General features: G+C 45.1%; 25 protein-coding genes and 1 other annotated feature. Of the genes, 4 read left to right on the plus strand and 21 right to left on the minus strand.

The window, feature by feature from the left end:
- Positions 1-191 precede the first annotated feature (191 nt).
- Positions 192-332 (plus strand): sporulation histidine kinase inhibitor Sda, encoded by a 141-nt coding sequence (locus tag KH172YL63_RS15295; RefSeq protein WP_044339579.1) that lies wholly within the window; start codon positions 192-194, stop codon positions 330-332.
- A gap of 87 nt (positions 333-419) precedes the next feature.
- Here KH172YL63_RS15295 and KH172YL63_RS15300 read toward each other — a convergent pair whose 3' ends face one another.
- Positions 420-1,202, minus strand: coding sequence for a phosphatidylserine decarboxylase (locus KH172YL63_RS15300; RefSeq protein ID WP_173106914.1), 783 nt, complete (start codon positions 1,200-1,202; stop codon positions 420-422).
- A 218-nt stretch (positions 1,203-1,420) separates the two neighbouring features.
- On the opposite strand from KH172YL63_RS15300, the gene pssA reads away from it, so the two are divergent.
- Entirely contained in the window at positions 1,421-1,960 is a 540-nt protein-coding gene (pssA, locus tag KH172YL63_RS15305) for a CDP-diacylglycerol--serine O-phosphatidyltransferase (protein WP_173106915.1), read from the plus strand.
- Positions 1,961-2,510: 550 nt separating this feature from the next.
- Positions 2,511-3,227 carry an RNA polymerase sporulation sigma factor SigK gene (sigK, locus tag KH172YL63_RS15310; RefSeq protein ID WP_173106916.1) on the plus strand — a complete coding sequence of 239 codons (717 nt, stop codon included), beginning with the start codon at positions 2,511-2,513 and terminating at the stop codon, positions 3,225-3,227.
- A 705-nt stretch (positions 3,228-3,932) separates the two neighbouring features.
- Here sigK and KH172YL63_RS15315 read toward each other — a convergent pair.
- The 6 genes from KH172YL63_RS15315 to KH172YL63_RS15340 all read right to left on the minus strand — a co-directional run bounded on the left by KH172YL63_RS15315 (position 3,933) and on the right by KH172YL63_RS15340 (position 8,327).
- Positions 3,933-4,073, minus strand: a complete 141-nt coding sequence (locus KH172YL63_RS15315; protein WP_173106917.1) for a YrzI family small protein — start codon at positions 4,071-4,073, stop codon at positions 3,933-3,935.
- A gap of 378 nt (positions 4,074-4,451) precedes the next feature.
- Complete coding sequence (locus KH172YL63_RS15320) at positions 4,452-4,685, minus strand: YrhC family protein (RefSeq protein WP_173106918.1); 234 nt, start codon at positions 4,683-4,685, stop codon at positions 4,452-4,454.
- Between the two features lie 102 nt (positions 4,686-4,787).
- Positions 4,788-5,924, minus strand: coding sequence for a bifunctional cystathionine gamma-lyase/homocysteine desulfhydrase (locus tag KH172YL63_RS15325; RefSeq protein WP_173106919.1), 1,137 nt, complete (start codon positions 5,922-5,924; stop codon positions 4,788-4,790).
- A gap of 2 nt (positions 5,925-5,926) precedes the next feature.
- Positions 5,927-6,850, minus strand: coding sequence for a cysteine synthase A (gene cysK, locus KH172YL63_RS15330; protein WP_173106920.1), 924 nt, complete (start codon positions 6,848-6,850; stop codon positions 5,927-5,929).
- Positions 6,851-6,980: 130 nt separating this feature from the next.
- Complete coding sequence (gene mtnN, locus KH172YL63_RS15335; RefSeq protein ID WP_173106921.1) at positions 6,981-7,673, minus strand: 5'-methylthioadenosine/S-adenosylhomocysteine nucleosidase; 693 nt, start codon at positions 7,671-7,673, stop codon at positions 6,981-6,983.
- 15 nt (positions 7,674-7,688) lie between these two features.
- Positions 7,689-8,327: a class I SAM-dependent DNA methyltransferase gene (locus KH172YL63_RS15340; protein WP_173106922.1), complete on the minus strand. Its 639-nt coding sequence runs from the start codon at positions 8,325-8,327 to the stop codon at positions 7,689-7,691.
- A gap of 184 nt (positions 8,328-8,511) precedes the next feature.
- On the opposite strand from KH172YL63_RS15340, the gene KH172YL63_RS15345 reads away from it, so the two are divergent.
- The gene (locus KH172YL63_RS15345) at positions 8,512-8,718 is read left to right on the plus strand and encodes a DUF2536 family protein (RefSeq protein WP_173106923.1); all 207 of its coding nucleotides are present in this window, start codon (positions 8,512-8,514) and stop codon (positions 8,716-8,718) included.
- 310 nt (positions 8,719-9,028) lie between these two features.
- Here the strand turns inward: KH172YL63_RS15345 and KH172YL63_RS15350 are convergent, their stop codons facing one another.
- The 14 genes from KH172YL63_RS15350 to KH172YL63_RS15415 all read right to left on the minus strand — a co-directional run bounded on the left by KH172YL63_RS15350 (position 9,029) and on the right by KH172YL63_RS15415 (position 23,070).
- Positions 9,029-9,724 (minus strand): DUF1510 family protein, encoded by a 696-nt coding sequence (locus tag KH172YL63_RS15350; RefSeq protein ID WP_173106924.1) that lies wholly within the window; start codon positions 9,722-9,724, stop codon positions 9,029-9,031.
- A gap of 116 nt (positions 9,725-9,840) precedes the next feature.
- Complete coding sequence (locus KH172YL63_RS15355; RefSeq protein ID WP_173106925.1) at positions 9,841-11,586, minus strand: peptidoglycan D,D-transpeptidase FtsI family protein; 1,746 nt, start codon at positions 11,584-11,586, stop codon at positions 9,841-9,843.
- Positions 11,587-11,685: 99 nt separating this feature from the next.
- On the minus strand, positions 11,686-12,162 hold the full coding sequence (gene greA, locus KH172YL63_RS15360) for a transcription elongation factor GreA (protein WP_173106926.1): 477 nt from the start codon (positions 12,160-12,162) through the stop codon (positions 11,686-11,688).
- A 176-nt stretch (positions 12,163-12,338) separates the two neighbouring features.
- The gene (gene udk, locus KH172YL63_RS15365; protein WP_173106927.1) at positions 12,339-12,974 is read right to left on the minus strand and encodes a uridine kinase; all 636 of its coding nucleotides are present in this window, start codon (positions 12,972-12,974) and stop codon (positions 12,339-12,341) included.
- Positions 12,975-12,979: 5 nt separating this feature from the next.
- Complete coding sequence (locus tag KH172YL63_RS15370; protein ID WP_442858787.1) at positions 12,980-14,245, minus strand: peptidase U32 family protein; 1,266 nt, start codon at positions 14,243-14,245, stop codon at positions 12,980-12,982.
- 49 nt (positions 14,246-14,294) lie between these two features.
- Complete coding sequence (locus KH172YL63_RS15375) at positions 14,295-15,224, minus strand: peptidase U32 family protein (protein WP_173106929.1); 930 nt, start codon at positions 15,222-15,224, stop codon at positions 14,295-14,297.
- Entirely contained in the window at positions 15,221-15,868 is a 648-nt protein-coding gene (locus KH172YL63_RS15380; protein ID WP_173106930.1) for an O-methyltransferase, read from the minus strand. The genes KH172YL63_RS15375 and KH172YL63_RS15380 overlap by 4 nt, the downstream gene beginning before the upstream one ends.
- Before the next feature lie 180 nt (positions 15,869-16,048).
- The gene (mltG, locus tag KH172YL63_RS15385; RefSeq protein WP_173108215.1) at positions 16,049-17,149 is read right to left on the minus strand and encodes an endolytic transglycosylase MltG; all 1,101 of its coding nucleotides are present in this window, start codon (positions 17,147-17,149) and stop codon (positions 16,049-16,051) included.
- Between the two features lie 202 nt (positions 17,150-17,351).
- Positions 17,352-17,642 (minus strand): DUF1292 domain-containing protein, encoded by a 291-nt coding sequence (locus KH172YL63_RS15390; protein WP_173106931.1) that lies wholly within the window; start codon positions 17,640-17,642, stop codon positions 17,352-17,354.
- 14 nt (positions 17,643-17,656) lie between these two features.
- Complete coding sequence (gene ruvX / locus KH172YL63_RS15395) at positions 17,657-18,073, minus strand: Holliday junction resolvase RuvX (RefSeq protein ID WP_173106932.1); 417 nt, start codon at positions 18,071-18,073, stop codon at positions 17,657-17,659.
- A 3-nt stretch (positions 18,074-18,076) separates the two neighbouring features.
- Positions 18,077-18,343 (minus strand): IreB family regulatory phosphoprotein, encoded by a 267-nt coding sequence (locus KH172YL63_RS15400; protein WP_034757362.1) that lies wholly within the window; start codon positions 18,341-18,343, stop codon positions 18,077-18,079.
- 84 nt (positions 18,344-18,427) lie between these two features.
- The gene (gene alaS, locus KH172YL63_RS15405) at positions 18,428-21,061 is read right to left on the minus strand and encodes an alanine--tRNA ligase (RefSeq protein WP_173106933.1); all 2,634 of its coding nucleotides are present in this window, start codon (positions 21,059-21,061) and stop codon (positions 18,428-18,430) included.
- A gap of 61 nt (positions 21,062-21,122) precedes the next feature.
- Positions 21,123-21,340 (minus strand) — a binding site (T-box leader).
- Between the two features lie 72 nt (positions 21,341-21,412).
- Positions 21,413-22,492, minus strand: a complete 1,080-nt coding sequence (locus tag KH172YL63_RS15410) for an AI-2E family transporter (protein WP_173106934.1) — start codon at positions 22,490-22,492, stop codon at positions 21,413-21,415.
- A gap of 446 nt (positions 22,493-22,938) precedes the next feature.
- Positions 22,939-23,070 carry a YrzQ family protein gene (locus tag KH172YL63_RS15415; RefSeq protein ID WP_173106935.1) on the minus strand — a complete coding sequence of 44 codons (132 nt, stop codon included), beginning with the start codon at positions 23,068-23,070 and terminating at the stop codon, positions 22,939-22,941.
- Positions 23,071-23,077 lie beyond the last annotated feature (7 nt).

Here is a 23,077-nt window from a genome sequence, read left to right on the forward strand (position 1 = left end):
CATTATACAGAACAAAAATAGCGAGTATTTACCAGTTATATACAAGTTAATCACATCTTATCCACTTTAAATTGTGGATAAAGGAACGCTTGTTCTAAAAAAATATATTTGGTAAAGTTTAATTACTACTTAAAAACGTAAACACGTAAATGTTTCGAAATAATAAAGAATGATTATTGGAGGTGGCCTTAATGAGGAAGTTATCGGACGAGTTGTTGATTGATTCGTATTTTAAAGCATTGGAGTTAAAACTCAATACTGAATTCATTCGCCTCATCGAAATGGAAATTCACCGTCGATCTCTTACTAATAAAATTAAAGCTACTTCGTAGAATACTAACATGAAATGGGACGGATTCATATGGAATCCGTCCTCTTTTTATAGGAGAAACCCGCTTCATTCAGGATGTGTTCTAATCTTACCGGATGAAATCTCCAATCGTCTCACCAACCGTCACGTTACGGGGCACGGTTCTCTCTTCCTGGAAAGCAAATGAATTCTTCTCGAACAGGAGGATGACGGTCGAACCAAAGCTGAAATATGCGACTTCCTCGCCTTGTTTCCATTCTTTATTCTCGTGCACATAATCCACGCAGTTAACAAACATCGCGCCTACCTTCACGACTGCCACTTTTCCGCCTTTTGTCTGAAGCTCGGTAATCGACCGAAAGTTCTTAGACAGCGCTTCTTTACCATATTTCAATCCAAGCTCGTTGACCGGATAGGAATGATCCCCTAGTGACCACCTGGATAGGACGGTCCCTGACACAGGGCTGTGGATGCGGTGATAATTTGCAGGACTCAGGTAAAATACCGCGAACTCTCCCCCGCTGTAAGATGATGCTTTTCCTTCACTTCCAAGCATATCGAGGATCGAATAAGTCTTTCCCTTCACCTCGATGAGCAAATCATCCGTAATGATGCCAGAACTTGCCATCAGTCCGTCCACAGGACTCACAGCCTGTTCATCACTGTGTTGGATGACCCTTGCATCCTCCTTCAGATTTCGGATAAAGAAGTCGTGCAGCGTTTTATAATCACTGACATCCCCGGCTATTTCATCAACATTGATTTTGTATGTCTTGATGAATGATGAAATAACCGGACGGCTCAATGGCGATTGAACGAACTTCCTGATAAGAAAGGAAGACCATTTTTTATTCGTCAGTTCAATAAATAGTCGATAAATGGATTGCTTCATATCAGTACTCCTTACAAAATTCTAAAAAACGATTATCTTTAACAGTTTAATAAGTATATAATAAAATATTGTTATATACTATATGAATAACCATCTTTTTTCATCAAAGGGCAACCTTTGCCCGTGTTAACAGGCTTATGCCCCTCCCTGATGAGAAGCATAAGCCATCAATCATGTTCAAAAGTGAACAAATATATCTTATAAGGAGTGAGTCTTGATTGTTTCTCTCCGGCGTCATCGATCAAACGTTCAAGAAAATCAAAACACAAACAGCGAATCTTATTACTTTATCCAACCTGTCCCTAGGTGGATTTGCCATCATTTCTATCCTTCATGATCAATTAAATTTAAGTTTATTGCTCATTTTCATCGCTGCCCTGACAGACAGATTCGATGGGATGGTTGCGAGAAAATTAAACATTGAATCAGATTTAGGCAAGCAGCTTGATTCCATGAGTGATATCGTGTCCTTTGGGGTCGCTCCGGCTTTGCTCATGTATACAGCAGTCCTTCAACAATTCGACGTACCCGGGATGTTTTTCACCATCCTTTATATCGCCTGCGGAGCATACAGGCTCGCCAGGTTCAATATCACGGAAAATGACGGCTATTTCACAGGATTGCCGATCACGGTAGCCGGCTGTCTGTTGACGCTGTGCTACTTTATGATCCCCCATGTTTCAAGCGTGGTGCTCATATGTATGACCATTCTTCTGGCACTCTTGATGGTCAGCACGTTCACACTGAAGAAAATGTAGATGTCCTATGGGAAGAGCCCGTTTCGATGAGGAAACGGGCTTTTTTTGTTTGTGCTTGTCGGGCCTGAACAAGCCCCCTCCGCTTTTCTTTGTCCAGCTGCGGGGCTTAGAGGCTCGAGGTCATAAGTCAAACCTGCCAAAAAGGCAAAGAACGCCTTTCCGGCAGGTTCGCCTTATGCTTGTCGCCTCTGGGCAAAGCCCCTCCGCTTTTCTTTTAACAATTGGTGTAGTACCACCAGCCACCGAATAGGAAAAGCAGGATTAGTAGGACGACGACGAGGGCGAAGTAAAACCCGCCGCCACCATAGCAACCTGGATAAACTGGTCCACAACACGGGTATCCATATGGCATGACCATACCTCCTCACTCACTTTTACTAATAGTATATGTACATAGGTTAAGAGCGTATAGGCAGTTTCCATCTTTATTATAGAATTCAGCAGACAGGAAAATGTTCCATTTCTTTCATTACTTTCTCCGGACATGCAAGCACTCCCCTTTCTTAACATAGTAATGAGTATAGGCTTAAGTCCTCATGGAGGTGTAAACATGTCTGGAGTCCTAACGGCACTGGGGTATTTCTTTAAGGAGTTAATCTTTCTCGTTTCTTACGTTAAGAATAATGCGTTTCCCCAACCACTGTCTTCAGGAGACGAACGAAAATATTTGCGTTTGATGGCAGAAGGGGATGAGCACGCCCGGAATATGCTGATTGAACATAATCTCCGATTGGTGGCGCACATCGTCAAGAAATTTGAAAACACCGGCGAAGATCCAGAAGATTTGATTTCCATCGGGACGATCGGATTGATCAAAGCGATCGAAAGCTATTCGGAAGGCAAGGGGACAAAGCTTGCCACGTATGCGGCCAGATGTATCGAAAATGAAATCCTGATGCATCTTCGTGCCCTCAAAAAAACGAAAAAAGACGTTTCCCTGCACGACCCGATCGGACAGGATAAGGAAGGGAACGAAATCAGTTTGATCGATATCTTAAAATCGGAGAGCGATGATGTCATCGACACGATCCAATTAAGCATGGAGCTTGAGAAGGTCCGTAAATACATCTGTGTCCTTGATGAGCGGGAAAAGGAAGTCATTGTCGGTCGATTCGGCCTTGATCTAAAAGAGGAGAAAACCCAGCGGGAAATCGCCAAAGAGCTCGGGATCTCTAGAAGCTATGTTTCCCGTATTGAAAAACGGGCGCTCATGAAAATGTTCCATGAGTTTTATCGGGAAGAAAAAGAGAAGCGGAATATGTCGTAAAGAAAATGATAATTCCTCAAAAAAATCCGAATGAATTCGATTCTTGGATAAGAATTGAATTCACCCGGATTTTTTCTATTATGCAAGTATGATCAAAGCGAGAAGCACGCTCCCCTGTTGATGGGTGTGAATGGCAGCGACTCCTCAGGTAAAGCTTGGCCGGACCGATAAAAAAAGCTCGCGGTCGCACGTGAAAAGTAAAGCCATACACGGAAATCAACATCCAGGGGTACCAAAGATCCAGACTTTTTTGCTTTACTTCCTATTCCACACTGACTTCAGCAGAAATGATCAACCCAATCACAGATGTAAGGACAAGACCCATAATCATTGAGAACATCGTCATCGCTCTCCTTTTCATTTATGATAGTTCCTACTATTAATGTATCACGAAAAAACGGATATTCTCCTGTCATTCGTGAACATCTTATTACTAAACATTGACGAAAATGTGACCGGGAACCGGGTAAAAAAAGAAGGGGACACCTCATTTCTGAGTGCCCCCTTCTCCGATCATCTGGCCCTATCCCGTTTCTTTCCCCGATGGAAAATGACAGTCCAAATCGCGATATTCAAAAACATGTACTCCACCCGCCTTCTGAAGCGTTAGGCAGTATCCTTCTCTACCCAAAGCGCATTTAGTTTTTTCTCTTGTATAAAAATCATGATTCCTGCTCCTCTCTTTTTGTGTACTTTCCATTCATATTAAAATAATTGTGACATGTATTGCTGCTTTGCTTTTGTTTCTTCATAACATTTAGAAACCGTTTCGTTGTGTAAAGCTTCTTCAAACGTTTCCTGCTTTTTATTGAATGTCACGGTAATGAATAAAAGATTCAGTGTCATATATATCCCCCCTTTCACAGTCCCAGGCCTTCCGGGCAAACGAAAAAGCCACAAAGAGTTCGCTCCTTGCGGCACAAAAAAGCCACAGGGAACTGCATTCTCCCTGTGGCTATCATTAATTGAAATTAAAATGAAGCGTATAACATCCCACAAGCGGTCGAATGATGAAAACAATATGAAGTTGTGTTATTTTTTCCAATAAGCACGAACATTTTTCTCGACCTCCCCTGTGTTATTTTTCTTACATTGGTTATTATATCCAATCACCACCCCGATGTAAACTCTTTTCATGATTATTTTTTCTACAAATTTCCACAAGAACCAAATGACTGGGTAAATAAAAAAGCGGGCCCTCCAAGAGAACCCGCCTACCTCAAACTATTCATCTGCAGATTGCAGTGCTTTTTTATATTTGATCGCCTTTGTGAAAAATAGCAGTGACATTCCGAGCATCACGGTCGTTCCTGTCATGAGCGTGGCCACTTTTCCAGGTGTGACCGTTTCTGACGGTATAATGACCCCTAAATACATAAAGACGCTTAATGCAAGCAATGTAAAACCATATCGCTTGAAATCATCCACTTTGTGTTGAATGGTCCTTTTGTTCTTCACATGCATTCACCTACTTTAGAACTAGTAAACTCTCATTCTATCGTAACATACGACACGAGGCCGGTGATCATGTAATAGATGGCAGCTCTGCCACGGTTTCCTTTACTTGGAAAGGGCGTTCCCGATATCTTCGATCAGGTCTTCCGCATCTTCAAGACCGACTGAAATGCGGACCAGTCCGTCTGTGATGCCGAGTTCATTCCTGCGGTCTGCAGGGATTGATGCATGTGTCATGCGGGCAGGTACCGAAATCAAACTTTCTACAGCCCCTAAACTTTCTGCGAGCGTGAAGTATTTCGTGTTCGTCAGAAGACGGTCTGCATTTTCTTCGCTTCCGACATCAAAGGATACCATCCCGCCGAATCCGGCTGCCTGCTTTTTGGCAATCTCATGATTCGGGTGGGATGCCAATCCAGGGTAGTACACCTTCGATACTTTCGGGTGATTTGTAAGGAACTCGACGATTTTCTTCGTGTTTTCCTCGTGCTCTTCCATCCGCAAGCCGAGTGTTTTAATCCCGCGGATCAACAGCCATGAATCTTGCGGCCCTAAGACGCCGCCCGTTGAATTTTGAACGAAGAACAGCTCTTCGGCAAGCTCCGGGGAATTTACTACAACAAGCCCTGCCACTACGTCACTGTGACCGCCGATATACTTCGTTGCGCTGTGAAGGACGATGTCTGCTCCAAGGCTGATCGGGTTTTGCCAATACGGTGTGCTGAATGTATTGTCAACGATTGTCAACAGATTCCGGCTCTTCGCCAGTGCAGCCGCTGCTTCGATATCGGTGATCTTCAACAGTGGATTGGTCGGTGTTTCAATGTACACAGCCTTTGTATTCGGCTGGATCGCCTCTTCGATCTTACTGATGTCACTTGAATCAACGAATGTGGATTCGATGCCGATACGGTTCAGCACCTTTGTCATGACACGGTATGTCCCGCCATATACATCATCTGTCATGACGATATGATCTCCGCTGCTGAACATCATCATAACCGCCGTAATGGCTGCCATGCCTGAACCGAAGGCAAAGCCTTTCTCCCCGCCTTCAAGGTCTTTGATAAGCTCTTCAAGTGCATGCCTTGTCGGATTTCCGGAGCGTGAATATTCAAAGCCTTTATGTTTTCCGACTTCATCCTGCTTGTATGTGCTTACCTGATAGATCGGTGTGGAAACAGCACCCGTCTGGGGATCAGTCGGAATACCGCCGTGGATTAATTGTGTTTTCTTTTTCATGATTAAATTCCTCCTTGGTATATTTTCTTACTTAAGTATCGTTCACTTGAATCAGGGAAAATCGTGACGATATGACTTCCCGGTTCAGCACTTTCCGCTTCCAATAATGCCGCGTGGAGGGCAGCCCCTGATGAACTCCCTACCAGCAGGCCTTCACCTGTCGCAAGCTCTTTTACCCTTGCAAAGGCGTCCTCGTCCGTGACGGTGTGGATGCTGTTGAAGTAGTCACGATCCATGTAGGCAGGCAGGAATTCCATGCCGATTCCTTCTGTTTTATGGGGACCTGATTCGCCCCCGTTTAAAATAGATCCTTCCGGCTCGACGATCACGGTCTTTACTTGACTGCTCATTTCTTTCAAATACCTGGCCGTTCCCATGAACGTCCCGCCTGTACCTGCGCCGGCCACGAACACATCGACCTTGCCGTCCATCTGTCTCCAGAGTTCCGGCCCAAGTGTTTTGTAGTACGTAAGTGGATTGGCTTCATTCCCAAATTGCTGCGGTGAATAGGCGTTAGGAATTTCCTCCACCAGTTCCTCCGCCTTTCTGATGGCACCTTTCATCCCTTCTCCCGTCGGAGTATGGACGATTTTCGCTCCCAGTGCTTTCATGAGCTCCTGCTTTTCGATGCTGAATTTCTCAGGTATACAGAAGATCACGCTGTAGCCCGATTTGATACACGCGAGCGCCAGACCAATACCTGTATTCCCTGCTGTCGGCTCGATGAATGTCCCACCGGGCTTTATTTTTCCGCTTTCCTCAGCGTCCCTTACTAATTCCAAGCCGAGCCGGTCCTTTACGCTCCCGCCTGGATTAAAGAACTCCAGCTTTGCAAAAAGACGGACATCGTTTTTAAGCGGGAAATGCGTCAATTCAACGATCGGCGTATTCCCTATAAGATCATGCACACTTTTGTATATGTCCATGAACCGTTCCCCCTTTATATAAAAAACGACCCATCAGCCAAGTCCCCTCAATGACGGAGTGTTCCTAAAAACACATCCAATATCAGTTGAAGAGAGGAAAAGGCGCATGGGTCAGCTTTATTTCCTTCAATTAGACAGACTTGACGATACTCATGACCATCTTAGCCGAGTGCAGTGCTGCCTTTTCTAAATATTGTTCGAATGAAAGATCTGATTCCTTACCGGCAATATCCGAAAGTGAGCGGATGATAACAAATGGTACATTGAACTGATGTGCCACTTGGGCGATCGCCGCTGCTTCCATTTCAACTGCCTGTAAATCGATGAATTTATCCCTGATCGCGTCGACACGAACCGGGTCATTCATGAATGAATCCCCTGTTGCAATCAATCCTGAAACAACCTGGGCATCACCGAGTTCCTTCACGCTGTTAATCGCCGTCTGCTTTAATTTCTCGTCTGCAATGAATGCAGCGGGCAGCTGTGGAACCTGACCATATTCGTAACCGAATGCCGTGACGTCCACATCATGATGTCTCACTTCTGTGGAGATGACAACATCACCAACATTTAGAGAAGGATCGAATCCTCCTGCTGACCCTGTATTGATGATGCAATCCGGCTTATATTGCTGCAGCAGGACTGCCGTCGACATAGCTGCATTCACTTTACCGATTCCTGAACGAAGTAAGATGACTTCTTTGTCACCCATCATACCACTTGTATATTCACACCCTGCGATTGTCTCGACTGAAGGGTTTGAGATGTTCTCACGCAATAACGCTACTTCTTCTTCCATTGCTCCGATGATGGCGATTTTCATTATTAAAACCTCTTTCTACTGTTTAGTCGCCTCCATGATCCACACAAAGTGATTCAGCTGCTGAAAATGAACCGTGAACCCATTCTCCTGCAATAATTTCTCCAATACATCCAGGGTGGTATAATATTCACGTTTTAAATCTTCGGCAAGATTGTCATACTTTTTCATCATTGCTTGGGATATGGTGGCTTGATAGTGCTGCTCCGTCTCGAACATCGTATCAGCAAATACTATTTTACCACCTTGGGCAAGGAGCTTTCCATAGATGCCGAAAGCTTTTCCCTTTTCTTCATCCGTTAAATGATGAAAGGCATAAGAACTGACGATCGTATCGGCCACTTCCTCTAAAGAGAAGTCCAGGAAATCACCGTCTTTGAACGTCACTTGTTCTCCGAGCTTCTGCATCCCGATCGCCCTCATCTCTGGAGAAGGCTCAAACGGAACGACTTCCAATCCTGCTTCGAGTAACTTTTTCGTAAGGTTTCCTGTACCCGGCCCGAATTCTACCACTCTTCCTTTTGACCTTGATACAACCTCTTCAAGTATGTTGTCATAATGTTCAAATACCGCCTGATATTCAACATCTTTCCCCGTCACCGTATCATCATATGAATCTGCCCAATCCTGGAACAGTTCTAAAAATTCTCTTCCCATCGGCTAACACCTCAGTTGCATTAAGTTTATAATTCCTATAAACATAGTATGAATTAAAATTAAAACTGTTATTAAATTATCATATCCACTCAATTAATTCAACAAATAATAATTGTAAAAAGCGATACTTTACACTAAAATAGAGGATGCGACGCTGCATTAAACGTAATAAAGGAGGGATATCATGAATATTTCATTTGACCTGATTGAAGATAAAGTGGAATTTTTTGAAGCAGACAGTTTACGGACCCTTGAGAAGAAAGTAGATGAGCAGATTCAGCATAATAAAGCGATCATGCTCAGTGTCCATCATGTAAATCATGCGGTTTCCATCGATGAAAATGGAAGAAGATTATATAGTGCGGTTGTTCATTTTAAAGTGAAGAAATGATAGGGAAGGCTGTTTTCTTAAACATTGTGGCTTTTAAACAAGCGAGATGCGGTTGATTTCCGCTACAGATGTTCACTTTAACGTCTAATAATAGCAACAATCTTTACGAAAACATGCCAATAAAAAAGGCTGGACACTACGATACCCGCCTACTCAATCAAATGCTGGAACCTGGTAAATACAAGCAAAAAAAATCCGAGCGAATTAGATTTTCATGAAATCATTCGTTCGGATTTTTCTTTGGCTGGGCAACCTTTTGTTCCAGCCTTATTCTGCTATTTAATAGGCATATGTCTCGCCTCTTGGCGTTTTAGTCTTTATCGTTTTCTGTCAGCTCCTGGACTTTGGTCGGTTGCCAGCCTTGGCCATCGACCCATTGGAGGTAGACACGGTATGGTGTGCCGGTGTCTTTCGCGGTGACAGTCGCCATCGATCTTTGCGGACCGCCGTTTCCTGCGATGAACCAAACGGTCATATTTTCTTCAGGAATCCCTGTTGCATAGGATGCGGCTTTCACCTTTTCGTTCCAGTCGACCGAACCGATCTCGTAGGAAGAAGCATGTTCGCCTGACTGCTCTGTTCCGACTGGCTTCCAGTCTGGATGAATCAGTGTCTTTTCAACATTTGGTTCGTCACTGTCTTCGACCTTCAACTTACTGTCATCTTCTCCGTCCAGCGCGACTTCATCCTTCTTCTCGTCGGATTCATTTTGCTCTTGTTCATCTTCTTGCTTCTGTTCATCTTTCTTATCTTCGTCTGCCGGAACTTCTGAATCCCCGTTCTCCTCATCAGATCCAGACTGGTCATCGTTCGCTGTATCTTTCTTATTGGCATCCTTTGATTCTGTATGCTTCACATCAGTCGTTGCTTTTTCATTGTCACTGCCGAACAAGATTGTCCCGCCGACTGCCACAATCAACAGAAGTACGACTGCTATCATTATGTTCAGGATTTTATTTGTATTTTTTTTAGATCGTTTATCCAATCGAGATTGGTATTTCGCCATAGTGTTCCCTCCCTATTATGCTAAACATTTTAACATGATTGGAGGAAGAGAATAAAGCGAAACATTATGAATCCACTTCTGAATTGCAAGATAGGGAAAAAGGTCACGGCAGGCTGTCATCTGGTTTCGAACCGATAAACGGCATCCACACTGTCTTTATAAATCGGATAGATACCCCCTTCATCGATTGTCACATCCATGTTGACGGCCACCAGGGCATATTTCGGATTGTCGAAGGGAAAATAGCCTGCAAACCATTTATTATATAATTCCTTCTTTCCCCGAAAGCTTCCAGTCTGCGCCGTGCCCGTCTTTCCTGCAACCGGATAGGCGGCTTGCTGGAGGTAGCCGGCCGTTCCCTCGGGTGATGCCACCACACCCCGCAAATATTGCTGAAGCTTCATGGCCGTGTAGGGAGTGATTGTTTCTCCTTCCAGCTTCTGTTTCGGAAATGAGAACATGTTTGTCCCGTTTTGATACTGAACGGAAGAAACGGCACTGACCTGGAACTTCTCTCCTCCCCTTGCAATCGTCGCCATCATGTTGGCGACGCCGAGGGGAGTGACCCTCACTTCCCTCTGGCCGATGCCTGTTTGAGAAACGTAATTGGGTTCTTCCCTTTCTTCATCCGTAGCAAAAACCCTTCCAGCATCGGATTGAAGCTGTGTGAAACCCTCATAATGGAACACATCCCCACTCCAGCCGATCTCACCTGTCAAGCCGAGCTTTTCTGCATACTCATCAAGCAGATGGTCATCCTTTTCAGTCAATTCCCTCGCCAGGTCTGCAAATGTGCGGTTACAGCTGACTGCGATGCTCTCTTTGATATTAATGTTCCCGTGGGGCTTTTCTGCCTGTTCCCCTCGGATATCTTCGTCGCAAGGAAACAGCCTGCTTTCATCGACCAGTCCTTCATCCATCGCGGCAGCGGCCACCATGGTCTTGAACACCGAGCCTGGGATCAACGCCTTTAACATGTAATTTGTCGCCCCTCCGCTGAAAGGGTCCCTGCTTTTCATGACTGGCCTCGATACACTTGCGACGACCTCACTTTTTTCAATGTCCAAAAGAAGAAGGCCGCCTTTTTTCATCTGATAAGTGTCTGCCACTTCTTCCAATGACTGCTGAAGTCCGGCATCGATCGTTGTTTTCACATTAAGGGGATAAAAAGGGTTGGCCGGTGCCAGATACTTTACATCCACCCCGAACAGCGGTCCTCCGAGGGCGTCCACGTGATAGATCAGCTTGGCCTCCTCTTCTGCCACAAGCCATTCATCAAAGTTCTCCTGCAGCCCCGATACCCCGATCTTCTGATTGGCACCCTTGACTCTTTCAGGGTACCGTTGGTGGAATACCTCTGCATTTTCTCCCGTCACGCCGATCAACTGCGATGCCAATACATCACCGCTTTTATACTTTTTGGTCAGCGCGAACACCCCCTGGATTTCGAGGGAGGTGATGTCGTTCATCTGATGTTCAGACAGCTGCAGCGGTTCACGTCCGCCGAACACGATCGGCCCCTTTGCTTCTTCAAGCTTGGCAAGAATCGTAGCAGGCGGTATATGAAGAATATCCGCAACCTTTTCCACCGGCCAAGCTGTATGTTGAAGAAATGGAAACAGGACCAGTATATTTTTTTCGGTGAACGTGAGGGGCTTTCCGTTCCTGTCCAGGAATTCCCCCCTCCCTTCATCGATCACCAGTTGTTGGGTCCGTTGGGAAACACTTTCTTCCAGGAGATTGATTTGATGTTTCGAGTAAGATTCGGTTTGGAATAATTGCAGCTGCATCAATCTTGCACAAAGGACACCGAGAGAGAGCAATAGGACGATGCTGAGCATCCTGATTCGTTTCCGTTTCATTTTGTCACCTCGTCCCCATTGTTGACGAGTTTCAGGCAAAATAACCGGTTCCTGCATAAAAAAGAAGGGGCTCGATGATTCGAGCCCCTTCTTAAGAGATCAGCTTACTTCTACAATTTTAACGCTCATTTCCCCGCCTGGAGTCTGAACATTCACCTCTGCACCGACTTTGTGGCCAAGAAGGCTTTTGGCGATCGGTGAGTCATTTGAAATCTTCCCTTCAAATGGATCTGCCTCTGCAGAGCCCACAATCGTGTACGTTTCTTTATCACCGTCAGGAAGTTCGATGAACGTCACTTTTTTACCTAATTGCACTGTATCTGAATTCATATCATCTTCTTGAATGATCTTCGCATTGCGGATCATATTCTCAAGGGTTGAAATGCGTCCCTCAACGAATGCCTGCTCATCTTTCGCCGCATCGTACTCTGAGTTCTCGGAAAGATCGCCGAAGCTTCGAGCAATTTTAATGCGCTCAACCACTTCTTTACGTTTAACCGTTTTCAGGTTTTCCAGTTCTTTTTCTAATTTCTCTTTTCCTTCTGCTGTCATAGGAAATACTTTTTCTGTACTCATGACCCTCTTCACTCCTTTTCTATCTAAGAGCTTCCCCGCGCTCCTTATGTAACAATTGTATGGCTATTTATGTAAAGGCAGGGAATGAAGGGAGAATTTCTTCTCACTCCATTCCCTTCTTCTTTACAATGTGGGAAATATCATCTCGCCTATATGTCTTTATCTATGCTATCGTATTACAAAAATGACTTTTGTTCAAGAATTGTTTGAATTTTTGTTACCATTAAATCGATTGCAACATGATTGTGTCCACCTTCAGGGATGATCACATCTGCATATCGTTTCGTCGGTTCGATGAACTGATTGTGCATCGGACGGACGACCGTGATGTATTGATCGATGACCGAGTCAATGGAGCGGCCCCGTTCTTTAATATCGCGAAGCATCCTTCTGATGATGCGAAGATCGGCATCGGTATCTACATATAGCTTGATATCCATTAAGTTACGCAATCTTTCATCTTCTAATACTAAAATTCCTTCTAAAATGATCACATCTTTCGGTTCCACGAGAATCGTGTCCTCAGATCGTGTATGCATTTTATAATCATAAACCGGCTTATTGACGGATTGATGACCTAACAGCTCATGTAAATGTTCGATCAGAAGATCATTGTCAAAAGCTAATGGATGATCATAATTTGTTTTCAAGCGTTCCTCAAATGGTAGATTCGATTGATCTTTATAATAATAGTCTTGTTGCAGCATAAGAATGGAATGACCTTGGAATTGCTCATAAATCGCTTTGGTCACACTCGTTTTTCCTGAGCCGGATCCTCCTGCTACACCAATTACAACGGGTTTCTGCTTCATAAGTATTACGTGTTCTCCTTTCGCATCATGTTATCAGGATAGACTCGCTGATGAACTTTGAATTTCACAATTTGTAATGGGTGGCGGGCAACGTCTAGCTCATTCCCTTTTTCATCCCACATCTTCTCGATCACCTGGGTGAAGTTTGTAATTTCCGGACCGAAGAATTCCACTTCCTGTCCAGTCTTGAAATGGTTCCTTTGTTGCAATGTGACGATTTGTGTGTCTTCGTCATAATCCAGGACAAGCCCGACAAATTCAAAATTTGTATTTTTCTTGTTGTGGACACCGAACATCTGCTCTTTGAAGCCAGGTACTCCTTCAAAAAATGCAGGGGCAGTGTCACGGTTGGCACATTTTTCGAGCTCATCCAGCCATTCCTGCTGAATTTTGAATGAGTCGGGGTCTTTGCAGTATTCATCAATCACTTTACGGTATACGCTCACAACAGTGGCTACATAGTGTATGGACTTCATCCGACCCTCAATTTTCAAGCTGTCGATGCCAAGCTCAATCATCCTCGGGATCGATTCCACAAGCTTCAGATCTTTCGGGCTCATGGCGAAAGGTGCATCCCCATTATCATAAAGTGGATTTTCCTTTCCTCCGTCCACTTCATACAAATCATAATCCCAGCGGCAGGATTGACAGCAGCCGCCGCGATTAGAGTCACGGGCCGTCATATGGTTGCTTAACGTACATCTGCCTGAATAAGCGATGCACATGGCACCATGGATGAACGTTTCGATCTCAATATCGACCTTTTCTTTCATTTCACGGATGTCATCAGCGCTTGCTTCACGGGCAAGCACCACACGGTCCAGCCCTTCTTCTTTCCAGAATTGAACGGCCTTCCAGTTAGACAGGGATTGCTGTGTGCTTAAGTGGACCTCCACATTCGGCGCAACCCGTCTGCACGTTTCAATGATGAGCGGGTCTGCGACAATGATGCCTGCAACTCCCGCTTCCTGCAGTCCACGGAGATAGTCTTCCAGGCCATCCATGTTTTCATTATGGGCATAGATGTTTGTCGTCACATAAATTTTTGCACCGTATCCCTTCGCAAACTCCACTCCCTCTTTCATTTGTTCAAGGGTGAAGTTTCCTGCATTGGATCTGAGGCCGTATTCCTGCCCTCCAATATAGACGGCATCCGCCCCGTAATGGACAGCGATTTTCAGTTTTTCCAGATTACCGGCCGGGGCCAGTAACTCAGGTTTCTTCACAATGACACGCTTTCCGTCTACGATATCAGATATCGGTTTTTTCATAACCGTGGTCATCGTAACTCCTCCGTTCCAATCGATCTTCTTTCAGCGTTTAATATACAGTCTCTTTAAAGAAAAACCCGGTATCGAGGGGACGATTTTCCGGCTGCAAGCTTTTCGCTTCCTCGAGGAATTCGTCTTTTCTTTCTTCATATTGATCTTCGTCTTCCACATAAAGATCGATGGCTTTGCGATATAACTTCGTTGTTTCAAGGATGTAGTCTGATGACTTCATCACCCCGTCGATTTTGAATGAATCGACTCCCGCATCGATCATATCGCCAAGCTCGTCCACGATGCACATATCGTTAGGGCTCATGATATGGGTACCGTTCCCATCTTCATAAATAGGATATTTATTATGACGTTCTTCGTCATGAAGGAACATATTCTTCTGTTCTTTGCGGTTTTCGATTTCCATTGCCTTGCCTCTGTATTCGAAGTAATTACCGAGCAGAGATCGCTTGGATTGGAACATGCAGGTCATGCCGTGGACTTGCACTTCAATTTCCACCTCGGCATTTTCTTTCATTTCCACAATCGTATCCATACTTAATTCCCTGGCCAACACGGCACGTTTCGCACCTTTTCTTCCCCAGTAATTACACGTATACCAATTGGTTGCCGTCGTTTCTGTATTCCAATGAAGCTTCATGGAAGGCGCAGCTTCTCTCGCAGCCATCAGTACGGCAGGATCTCCGAATACGATCGCATCGGCCCCGGCTTGTTGAAGGAATGAAATATACCCGTCAAGCTCAGCAATTTTATCATTATGAAAAAGGGCATTCATGGCCACATACACTTTTTTGTCATGTTTATGGGCAAGCGCAATCGCCTCTTTGACTTCTTCTCTGGAGAATTCTCCGGCGAGTCTCAGCCCGTAGCGTTCTTCACCGATCATGAATGCATCTGCCCCTGCTGCAGCCAATGGCTCAATATCTGAGACAGCAAGTGGGGTTACAAGCAATTCCGGCTTTTTCATGATTGTTCACCTCTTTTTTTGCTAATGGCAATCCCGTCGCCAACAGGGAGGATACTTGTGTCGAAATCCTCATGATTCATCAGCCACACATTATAATTCTGCAGCTTTTTCACCATGTTCCGGATCCGCTTCTGTTCAACCTCTTCTTCGGCCACGAGACCTTTGAACAAGACATTATCCGAATACACCACACCATCATCTGACAGCATTTCAGCGTACAGTTCAAAGAATTTTAAGTACTGACCCTTGGCTGCATCGATGAAGATGGCATCAAAAGGGCCGAATTCAGCCACTTTTTGAGAAAGCTCCAGTGCATCCCCAAATAAAGGGGTGACCCGTTCGCCGTCATCAGAACGGGTAAGAAACGCTTGTGCCGCCTCATATCTTTCTTCATCCCGTTCCAGCGTGACAATTCTGGTGTCAGGAAGTGCATCAGCCATCCGCAATGCCGAATATCCGATCGCAGTCCCGATCTCCAGGATTTTCTTCGGCTGTTGGATCCTCAGCATCCCAAGGAGGGCTTCCATCCCGACCAGTTCCATGATCGGTACGTTATGGACTTCAGCATACTGCTCCATCTCTGCAAGGAGCGGCGGCCGTTCTTTTACTATTTTTTCTATATATTGTATCACTTGTTCGTTCATATATAATCCTCACGATCATCGGACGATTCTTCTTAGACAACATGAAAAGAAGAAAGCCACAATGAGCTTTCTACTCTACCTATCTCTCCCAGGAGATACCGTCGGGATATAAAAATAACTTGTACTATTTTATCACATAAAAAAGAGGAAAGCGAATGTTTCTTTCCTCTTCTTATCCGACTATTCTTCTTTATTGGTGATGTACTTTTCTTTCTTCTCATTATGCTCATCAAGGGTCTCGGAGTAATAGACCGAACCGTTCGATGCGGCAAGGAAATAATAGTACTCTGTATCGTCAGGCTGCAGGGCAGCTTCGATTGACGAAACGCCGGCATTTGCGATCGGTCCTGGAGGGAGTCCTTTCACCTGATACGTATTATAAGGTGAATCTACTTCAAGATCTTCATAGACCGTTCTGGATTTATGTTTGCCGAGTGCATAAAGGACAGTGGGATCTGTCTGCAGCGGCATGTCTTTTTCTATGCGATTGTAGAATACGCTGGAAATCTTGCCTCTGTCCGCTTTTTCCGTTGCTTCCTCTTCAATCAGGGAAGAAAGGGTAAGAAGTTCATGGGTTGTATACCCGTTTGCCGCAATCGATTCCTGATATTGAGCCAGTACTTCATTCGTCTGACCGATCATCTTCTTCAGGATGGCCTCAAGCGAAGGCTTTTTCTCATAAAAAGAATAGGTGGCAGGATACAAATACCCTTCCAGCGGACGCTTTATGTCTTCGTTCAATATTTCATCAGTAATCAGTTCCGGATATTCACCTTTTAGTTGCTCGATCCATTTCTTATCGTTTAATTGTTTCTCTATTTCTTCTTGTTTGTATGGTGTTTTCTTTGCTATGATTTCAGCGATTTGATCGAGTTGAAGCCCCTCTGGGACCGTGATCTTGAATTCCGCTTTCCTCATCACCTTGCCTGTCTTTAAGCTGTTGACGATCTCATTCAATGTCATGGATGGCGTCAGGTCATATGCACCTGCCTGGAATCCGGCTTCATTGTTGAATTTGACGTAATATTTAAAGACAGTGGCATTTTTCACAATCCCATTTTCTTCGAGGATCTTTCCAATGCTGCTTACACCGGAACCAATCGGGATTTCCACTTTAACAGGCTTTGTATTGTCAGGATCAACGGGCTTCAGGGCTGAATTCACATACAGGTATCCCCCCACCGCGGTCCCTCCGATCACAATGACAAGACAAAGGATGACGAGTCCCACTACTTTTCTAATGACTTTTGCCTCCTCTTGCCTCTCCAGCAGTTTTTTCATCAGTGTATCTTTTATATTTTTCTTCACTTTATTTCCCCCTTTCGAGCAAAAAAGCGGGTTATCCGTCGTGCATTATTCGACATCATCTCCACTATTATACAATAATTTGCACAAAGTGAAACAGGGACCTGCAAAATGGGGGAATTTTTGTCCCATTTCGCGGTCCCTGTTCGATCATGTATGATCTATGTCGTTGAGATGATTACTCAGCGTCTTCTTCTTCGTCTAAGAAAGTGTTCAACATTTCTTCAATCATGTCCCACTCTTCTTCTGTTTCAATCGGCTTTAATTCGCCTTCTTGACCTTCGTCACCAGCCATGAATGCAGATGCATGAATTTCGATTTCTTCTTCGTCGTTCTCATCTGCCCCTAGTGGATAGTAAAGGACATAAGACTTTCCGAATTTATCTGATTCAAATGTGAAAAGGACCTCGCATAACTGCTCATTTCCTTGTTCGTCTACTACTGTAATTTGCTTTTCTCCGTGTTCCATGAACATTCACCTCATTATTTTTGGCTGTCAAGGAATCCTTGAAGGATCATCATTGCAGCCATTTTATCAATTACTTTCTTACGTTTCTTTCTACTTACGTCGGCTTCTAATAGGACTCTTTCTGCAGCCATCGTGGTCAATCTTTCATCCCAGTACATGACTGGAAGGGACAGCTCGGTTTGAACGAGATCTCCGTAAGCCTTCGCCGCTTCACCCCGGGGACCGATCGTGTTGTTCATGTTTTTTGGCATGCCCACCACAACCTTTCCGACCTGGTACTCATCGGCAAGTTCCTTGAGTCGATCGATACGGAACACACCTTGTTCTTCATCGATCTTGATCGTTTCAATTCCTTGAGCCGTCCAGCCAAGTTCGTCGCTGATTGCGACTCCCACTGTCTTAGAACCGACATCTAAACCCATTACACGCATGTATTATCCCTCTTTGTGCTGTTTCAAATACGATTTGACTAATTCTTCGATGATCTCATCACGTTCTAAACGGCGGATGATATTTCTGGCATCTTGATGTCTGGGAATGTAAGCAGGATCTCCAGATAATAAGTATCCTACGATTTGATTGATCGGATTGTATCCTTTTTCCTGGAGCGCATCATGAACTTGCAAAAGGACTTCCTTTACATCATGTTCGAATGGCTCTTCAGAAAAATCAAACCGCATCGTTTTGTCAAAAGAACTCATTTTTTGGCACCTCTCTTCAGGCTTGTCTTTTTGACAACCGAATTGTTAATCGTTACCTACATTGTACACCACTTTCACAAGGAGTTAAATGGATTTGACCCATTCTTCTACAAATTGAAGGGCTTCTTCGACTTTTTCCGGTTGTTTACCGCCGGCTTGAGCCATATCCGGACGGCCTCCACCGCCTCCGCCACAGCGTGAAGCAACTTCTTTGACCAATTTACCGGCATGATATCCTTTTTCGACTAAGTCAGCAGTAACTCCTGCAATGATTGTGACTTTGTCATCACCTGTCGTCGCGAGGACGATCACCCCTGAACCAAGCTTCTGCTTCAGGTCATCCATCATCGTGCGAAGCCCGTTGCTGTCCCCTGCCGCCACTTTGGCAGAAAGCACATTCACACCGTCAATGACTTTCACTTGATCCGTTAAGCTGCCTGCTTCTATGTTAGACAACTTTGCAGATAATGATTCATTTTCTCTTTGAAGCTCTTTCATCTCTGCAAGCAGGGAATCGACACGGCCCACTACTTCTTTCGGATTTGACTTAAGCTTCGCAGCCACTTCCTTCAGCTGTGACACTTGATCATTCAATACTTTATAAGCGTTCTCAGCCGTCACTGCTTCAATCCTTCTCGTACCGGCTCCGATCCCGCTTTCTGAAAGGATTTTGAATAACCCGATTTCAGACGTGTTCGATACGTGACAGCCGCCGCAAAGTTCAAGGCTGTAATCCCCGATTGAAACAACCCGGACCTCTTCGCCGTACTTTTCACCGAATAATGCCATCGCGCCCATCTCTTTCGCCTCTGCCAATGATTTGAGAGCCGTATTGACAGAAATCGCCTTCCATACTTTCTCGTTGACGATCGTTTCGATGCGGTCGATTTCTTCCGCTGACACCGATCCGAAATGAGAGAAGTCAAAACGCAGACGATCAGGTTCTACAAGTGACCCGGCCTGATTCACGTGATCTCCCAGCACATCTTTCAATGCTTGATGAAGAATGTGGGTCGCCGTATGGTTTTTCTCGACTTTGGTACGTGATTCACGGGAAACCTTCGCCATCACTTGTGCCTGCTGCGTCAGGGTACCTTCTTCCACAACCGCTGAGTGGAGGTTTTGACCGTTCGGCGCTTTCTTGACGCTTGTCACTCGGACTTTTACACCGTCTGCTTCAATATATCCTTTATCCCCGATCTGACCACCGCTCTCAGCATAGAATGGCGTCTGATCCAGGATGAACTGACATTCCTGCCCTGCATCCACTTTCGGCTGACGCTCATTGTCAACGAGGAGCTCAAGGACCGTTGCCGTGCTTTCCAATGTCTCGTAACCGACGAAGCGGCTCTCTACCGTGATATCACTCAGGATACCACCCTGTACCTGCATGCTTCCCACGTCTTGACGGGCTGCTCTTGCTCTTTCACGCTGCCCTTGCATTTCTGATTCAAAACCGGCATGGTCCACTGTCAGGCCTTCTTCTTCTGCATACTCTTCCGTCAACTCTACCGGGAAGCCGTACGTATCATACAGACGGAATACGTCTTCACCAGGAATCACTGTGCTTCCAGCAGATTTTTGCGCGTTGATGATGGAAGATAGTATCGACAATCCTTCATTCAATGTCTCGTGGAAACGATCTTCTTCGTTTTTCACTACTTTTTGAATGAATTCAGCTTTCTGCTTCACTTCCGGATAGAAATCCACCATCACTTCAGAGACAACCGGTACCAATTCGTACATGAACGGACGATTGATGCCGATTTGCTTTGCGAAACGAACGGCACGACGAAGCAATCTTCTCAATACATATCCACGTCCTTCGTTGGATGGCAGGGCACCGTCACCGATGGCAAAGGAAACCGTACGGATATGGTCGGCAATCACCTTGAACGCGACATCGGACTCCATTCCTTTCCCATATTCTTTACCGGAAATCTCTTCTGTTGCTGAAATGATCGGCATGAATAAGTCTGTGTCGAAGTTGGTTGGCACTTCCTGAACGACACAGGCCATACGCTCTAGGCCCATCCCTGTATCGATGTTCTTCTTAGGAAGCGGCGTGTATGTCCCATCAGGATTATGGTTGAATTGCGAGAACACAAGATTCCATACTTCCAGGTAGCGGTCATTTTCCCCCCCTGGGTATAGTTCCGGATCTTCCGGATTGTCACCGTACTCAGGTCCGCGATCGTAGAAGATTTCCGTATTCGGTCCGCTTGGTCCTTCACCGATATCCCAGAAGTTCCCTTCGATGCGGATGATGCGTTCAGCAGGTACACCCACTTTTTTGTTCCAAATATCAAATGCTTCATGATCTTCAGGGTGAATCGTGACAGACAGCTTTTCAGGATCGAAACCAACCCATTTTTCATCAGTCAAAAATTCCCACGCCCATTCAATCGCTTCTACTTTGAAATAGTCCCCGATTGAGAAATTCCCAAGCATTTCGAAGAACGTATGATGACGGGCTGTTTTCCCGACATTCTCAATATCATTTGTACGAATCGATTTCTGTGCATTGACGATTCTTGGATTTTGCGGAATGACACGGCCATCAAAATATTTCTTTAATGTGGCAACACCACTGTTGATCCATAGAAGGGACGGATCTTCATGGGGAACCAATGAAGCACTCGGCTCGACACCATGCCCTTTTTCCTGAAAGAAATCTAAAAACTTCTGACGAATTTCTGCGCCTGTTAATTTGTTCATGTGAAGCTTCCTCCTTAGGTATGTAATGTTAAAAATGAATACAAAAAAGCCCTCATCCCAATACAGGGACGAGAGCTGCTCTCGCGGTACCACCCTGGTTATGAATAAACCGCGTACGGTCCATTCATCCCTCAAAACACCTTAACGCGGTTCAACGGCAGGCTTTACCTGCACTCAGGATTAGCATTCGGATACCCTTCATTTAAAATCCCTTTCAGCCCGGGGGGACTTCTCTCTAAAAAATGGACTATACCCTACTCGATCCTTCATAGCTTTCATGCTATACGATTACTTGTATAAGTTGGATTATAGAAATATTCATTGTATTTGTCAATGTTGATTGGCATTTTCTCATGAATCTTCTTGTCTGGCTGTGAGAAAATGGGTTCGCCCGTGCAATATGGCCACCTTCACGACCGCTAGAATGGGCACAGCCACAATCATCCCGATCACCCCTCCGACTTCCCCGCCCAGGATAAGGGCAGCCATGATGAACAGGGGGTGCATATGAAGACTTTTCCCCACTATGAGGGGAGACAGGATATTCCCTTCCAAAAATTGAAGAACAACCACCATGATGACAACATACATCACCATATCCAATGAAATCGTACTTGCCACAAGCACCGCCGGGACTGCCCCGATGATCGGCCCAAAATACGGGATCACATTCGTCACACCGATGATCAATCCAAGGATCAAAGGGTATTTCATGCCGATCAGCCACAGGGTCCCTGCAGAAAGCCCACCGATGATCAAACACACCAACAGCTGCCCCCGGATGTAGCCTCCGAGGGATTCATCCACATCCCTGGAAAACGAAATCGCACTCTTCCGCCACTTCTTCGGGGTGAGCCGCCACAGAAAAGCTTTCACCTTGGTGATGTCTTTCAATAAATAAAACGAGACGAAAGGAATGATCGCGACCAGGAGAAGGCTGTTCATGAATTTCATGACCGTTGCAAGAACAACGGTGACTAGACCCGTCACCCATGCCTCCAGTCCGTCTATCCTTTCCTCCAGCTGATCCTGTATCCCGTCCGGCCAAGTCGACGTCTCACTCTGCACCACCTTCAGCCAGCCCTGGTATTGCTTCGTGAAGAGCGGAGCGTTCTCTGATAAATCCTTCAGCTGATGGATGATCGCAGGCGTTCCTTTGTAAATCCCATAGCCGATTCCCCCGAAGAACAGGAGGTAAATGAGCATGATCGCTATCCCACGGTGAATACCCGCTTCATGCAGCTTCTCCACAACAGGGTGAAGCAGATAGGCAATGAAAGCCCCGATCAGAAAAGGAAGCAGTGAAAAGAAAATTACCACCAAAACCGGATGCCAGACAGGCCTCAATAAATACAGGATATAAAGAAATAATGCAGTGATAAGTGCAAAGGACAGCCTGTAGATCCATTTGGTATACGACCTCTTCTCCATGTTGAACACCTCCTTTCCTTCTATTGTTCGAAGGTGGATGGTGGTTTTATTCATGGGGGAGTGATTTGGATGGTTGAGGAAGGTGTGTTGGAAGTTTGTTTGGGGTGAATGATTGAAACAGCCAAATGCTTTTTTGGGGATGGTTGCATCGAAAATGGGCATGGTTATGATATTTTTTGGTTTTTTTCGTAGTATTTATCCCTCTTTCAAATTTCAGGTGATGATTCGATCATGAGGGAGATCTCCCTCCCTTCATTTATGCGTCGGAATCCGCTGTGATTGCGTCTCTTTTTGATTTTATGCGTCGAAACCACCCACATTTGCGTCACTTTTTCTTTTTATGCGTCAAAACCATTCGGTTATGCGTCTTTCACTAATTTTATCCAACCTGCAATTTAAACCCAACCATAAAAAAGACTGACCCAAAAGAGTCAGCCTTCTCAACGCTAAAAAAGTTTCTTTACTTGTTTACGGATACGTTTCATTTGTTTTTGGCTCATCATATTCGAGCGCTGTGAATAGATGGAAGCAGCGATGCCTGCCCCAAAGCCAAAAAGGGACGCAAATGTTTTATTCAAGAAAGAC

This window comes from Bacillus sp. KH172YL63 (assembly GCF_011398925.1).
Lineage (GTDB): Bacteria > Bacillota > Bacilli > Bacillales > Bacillaceae_B > Rossellomorea.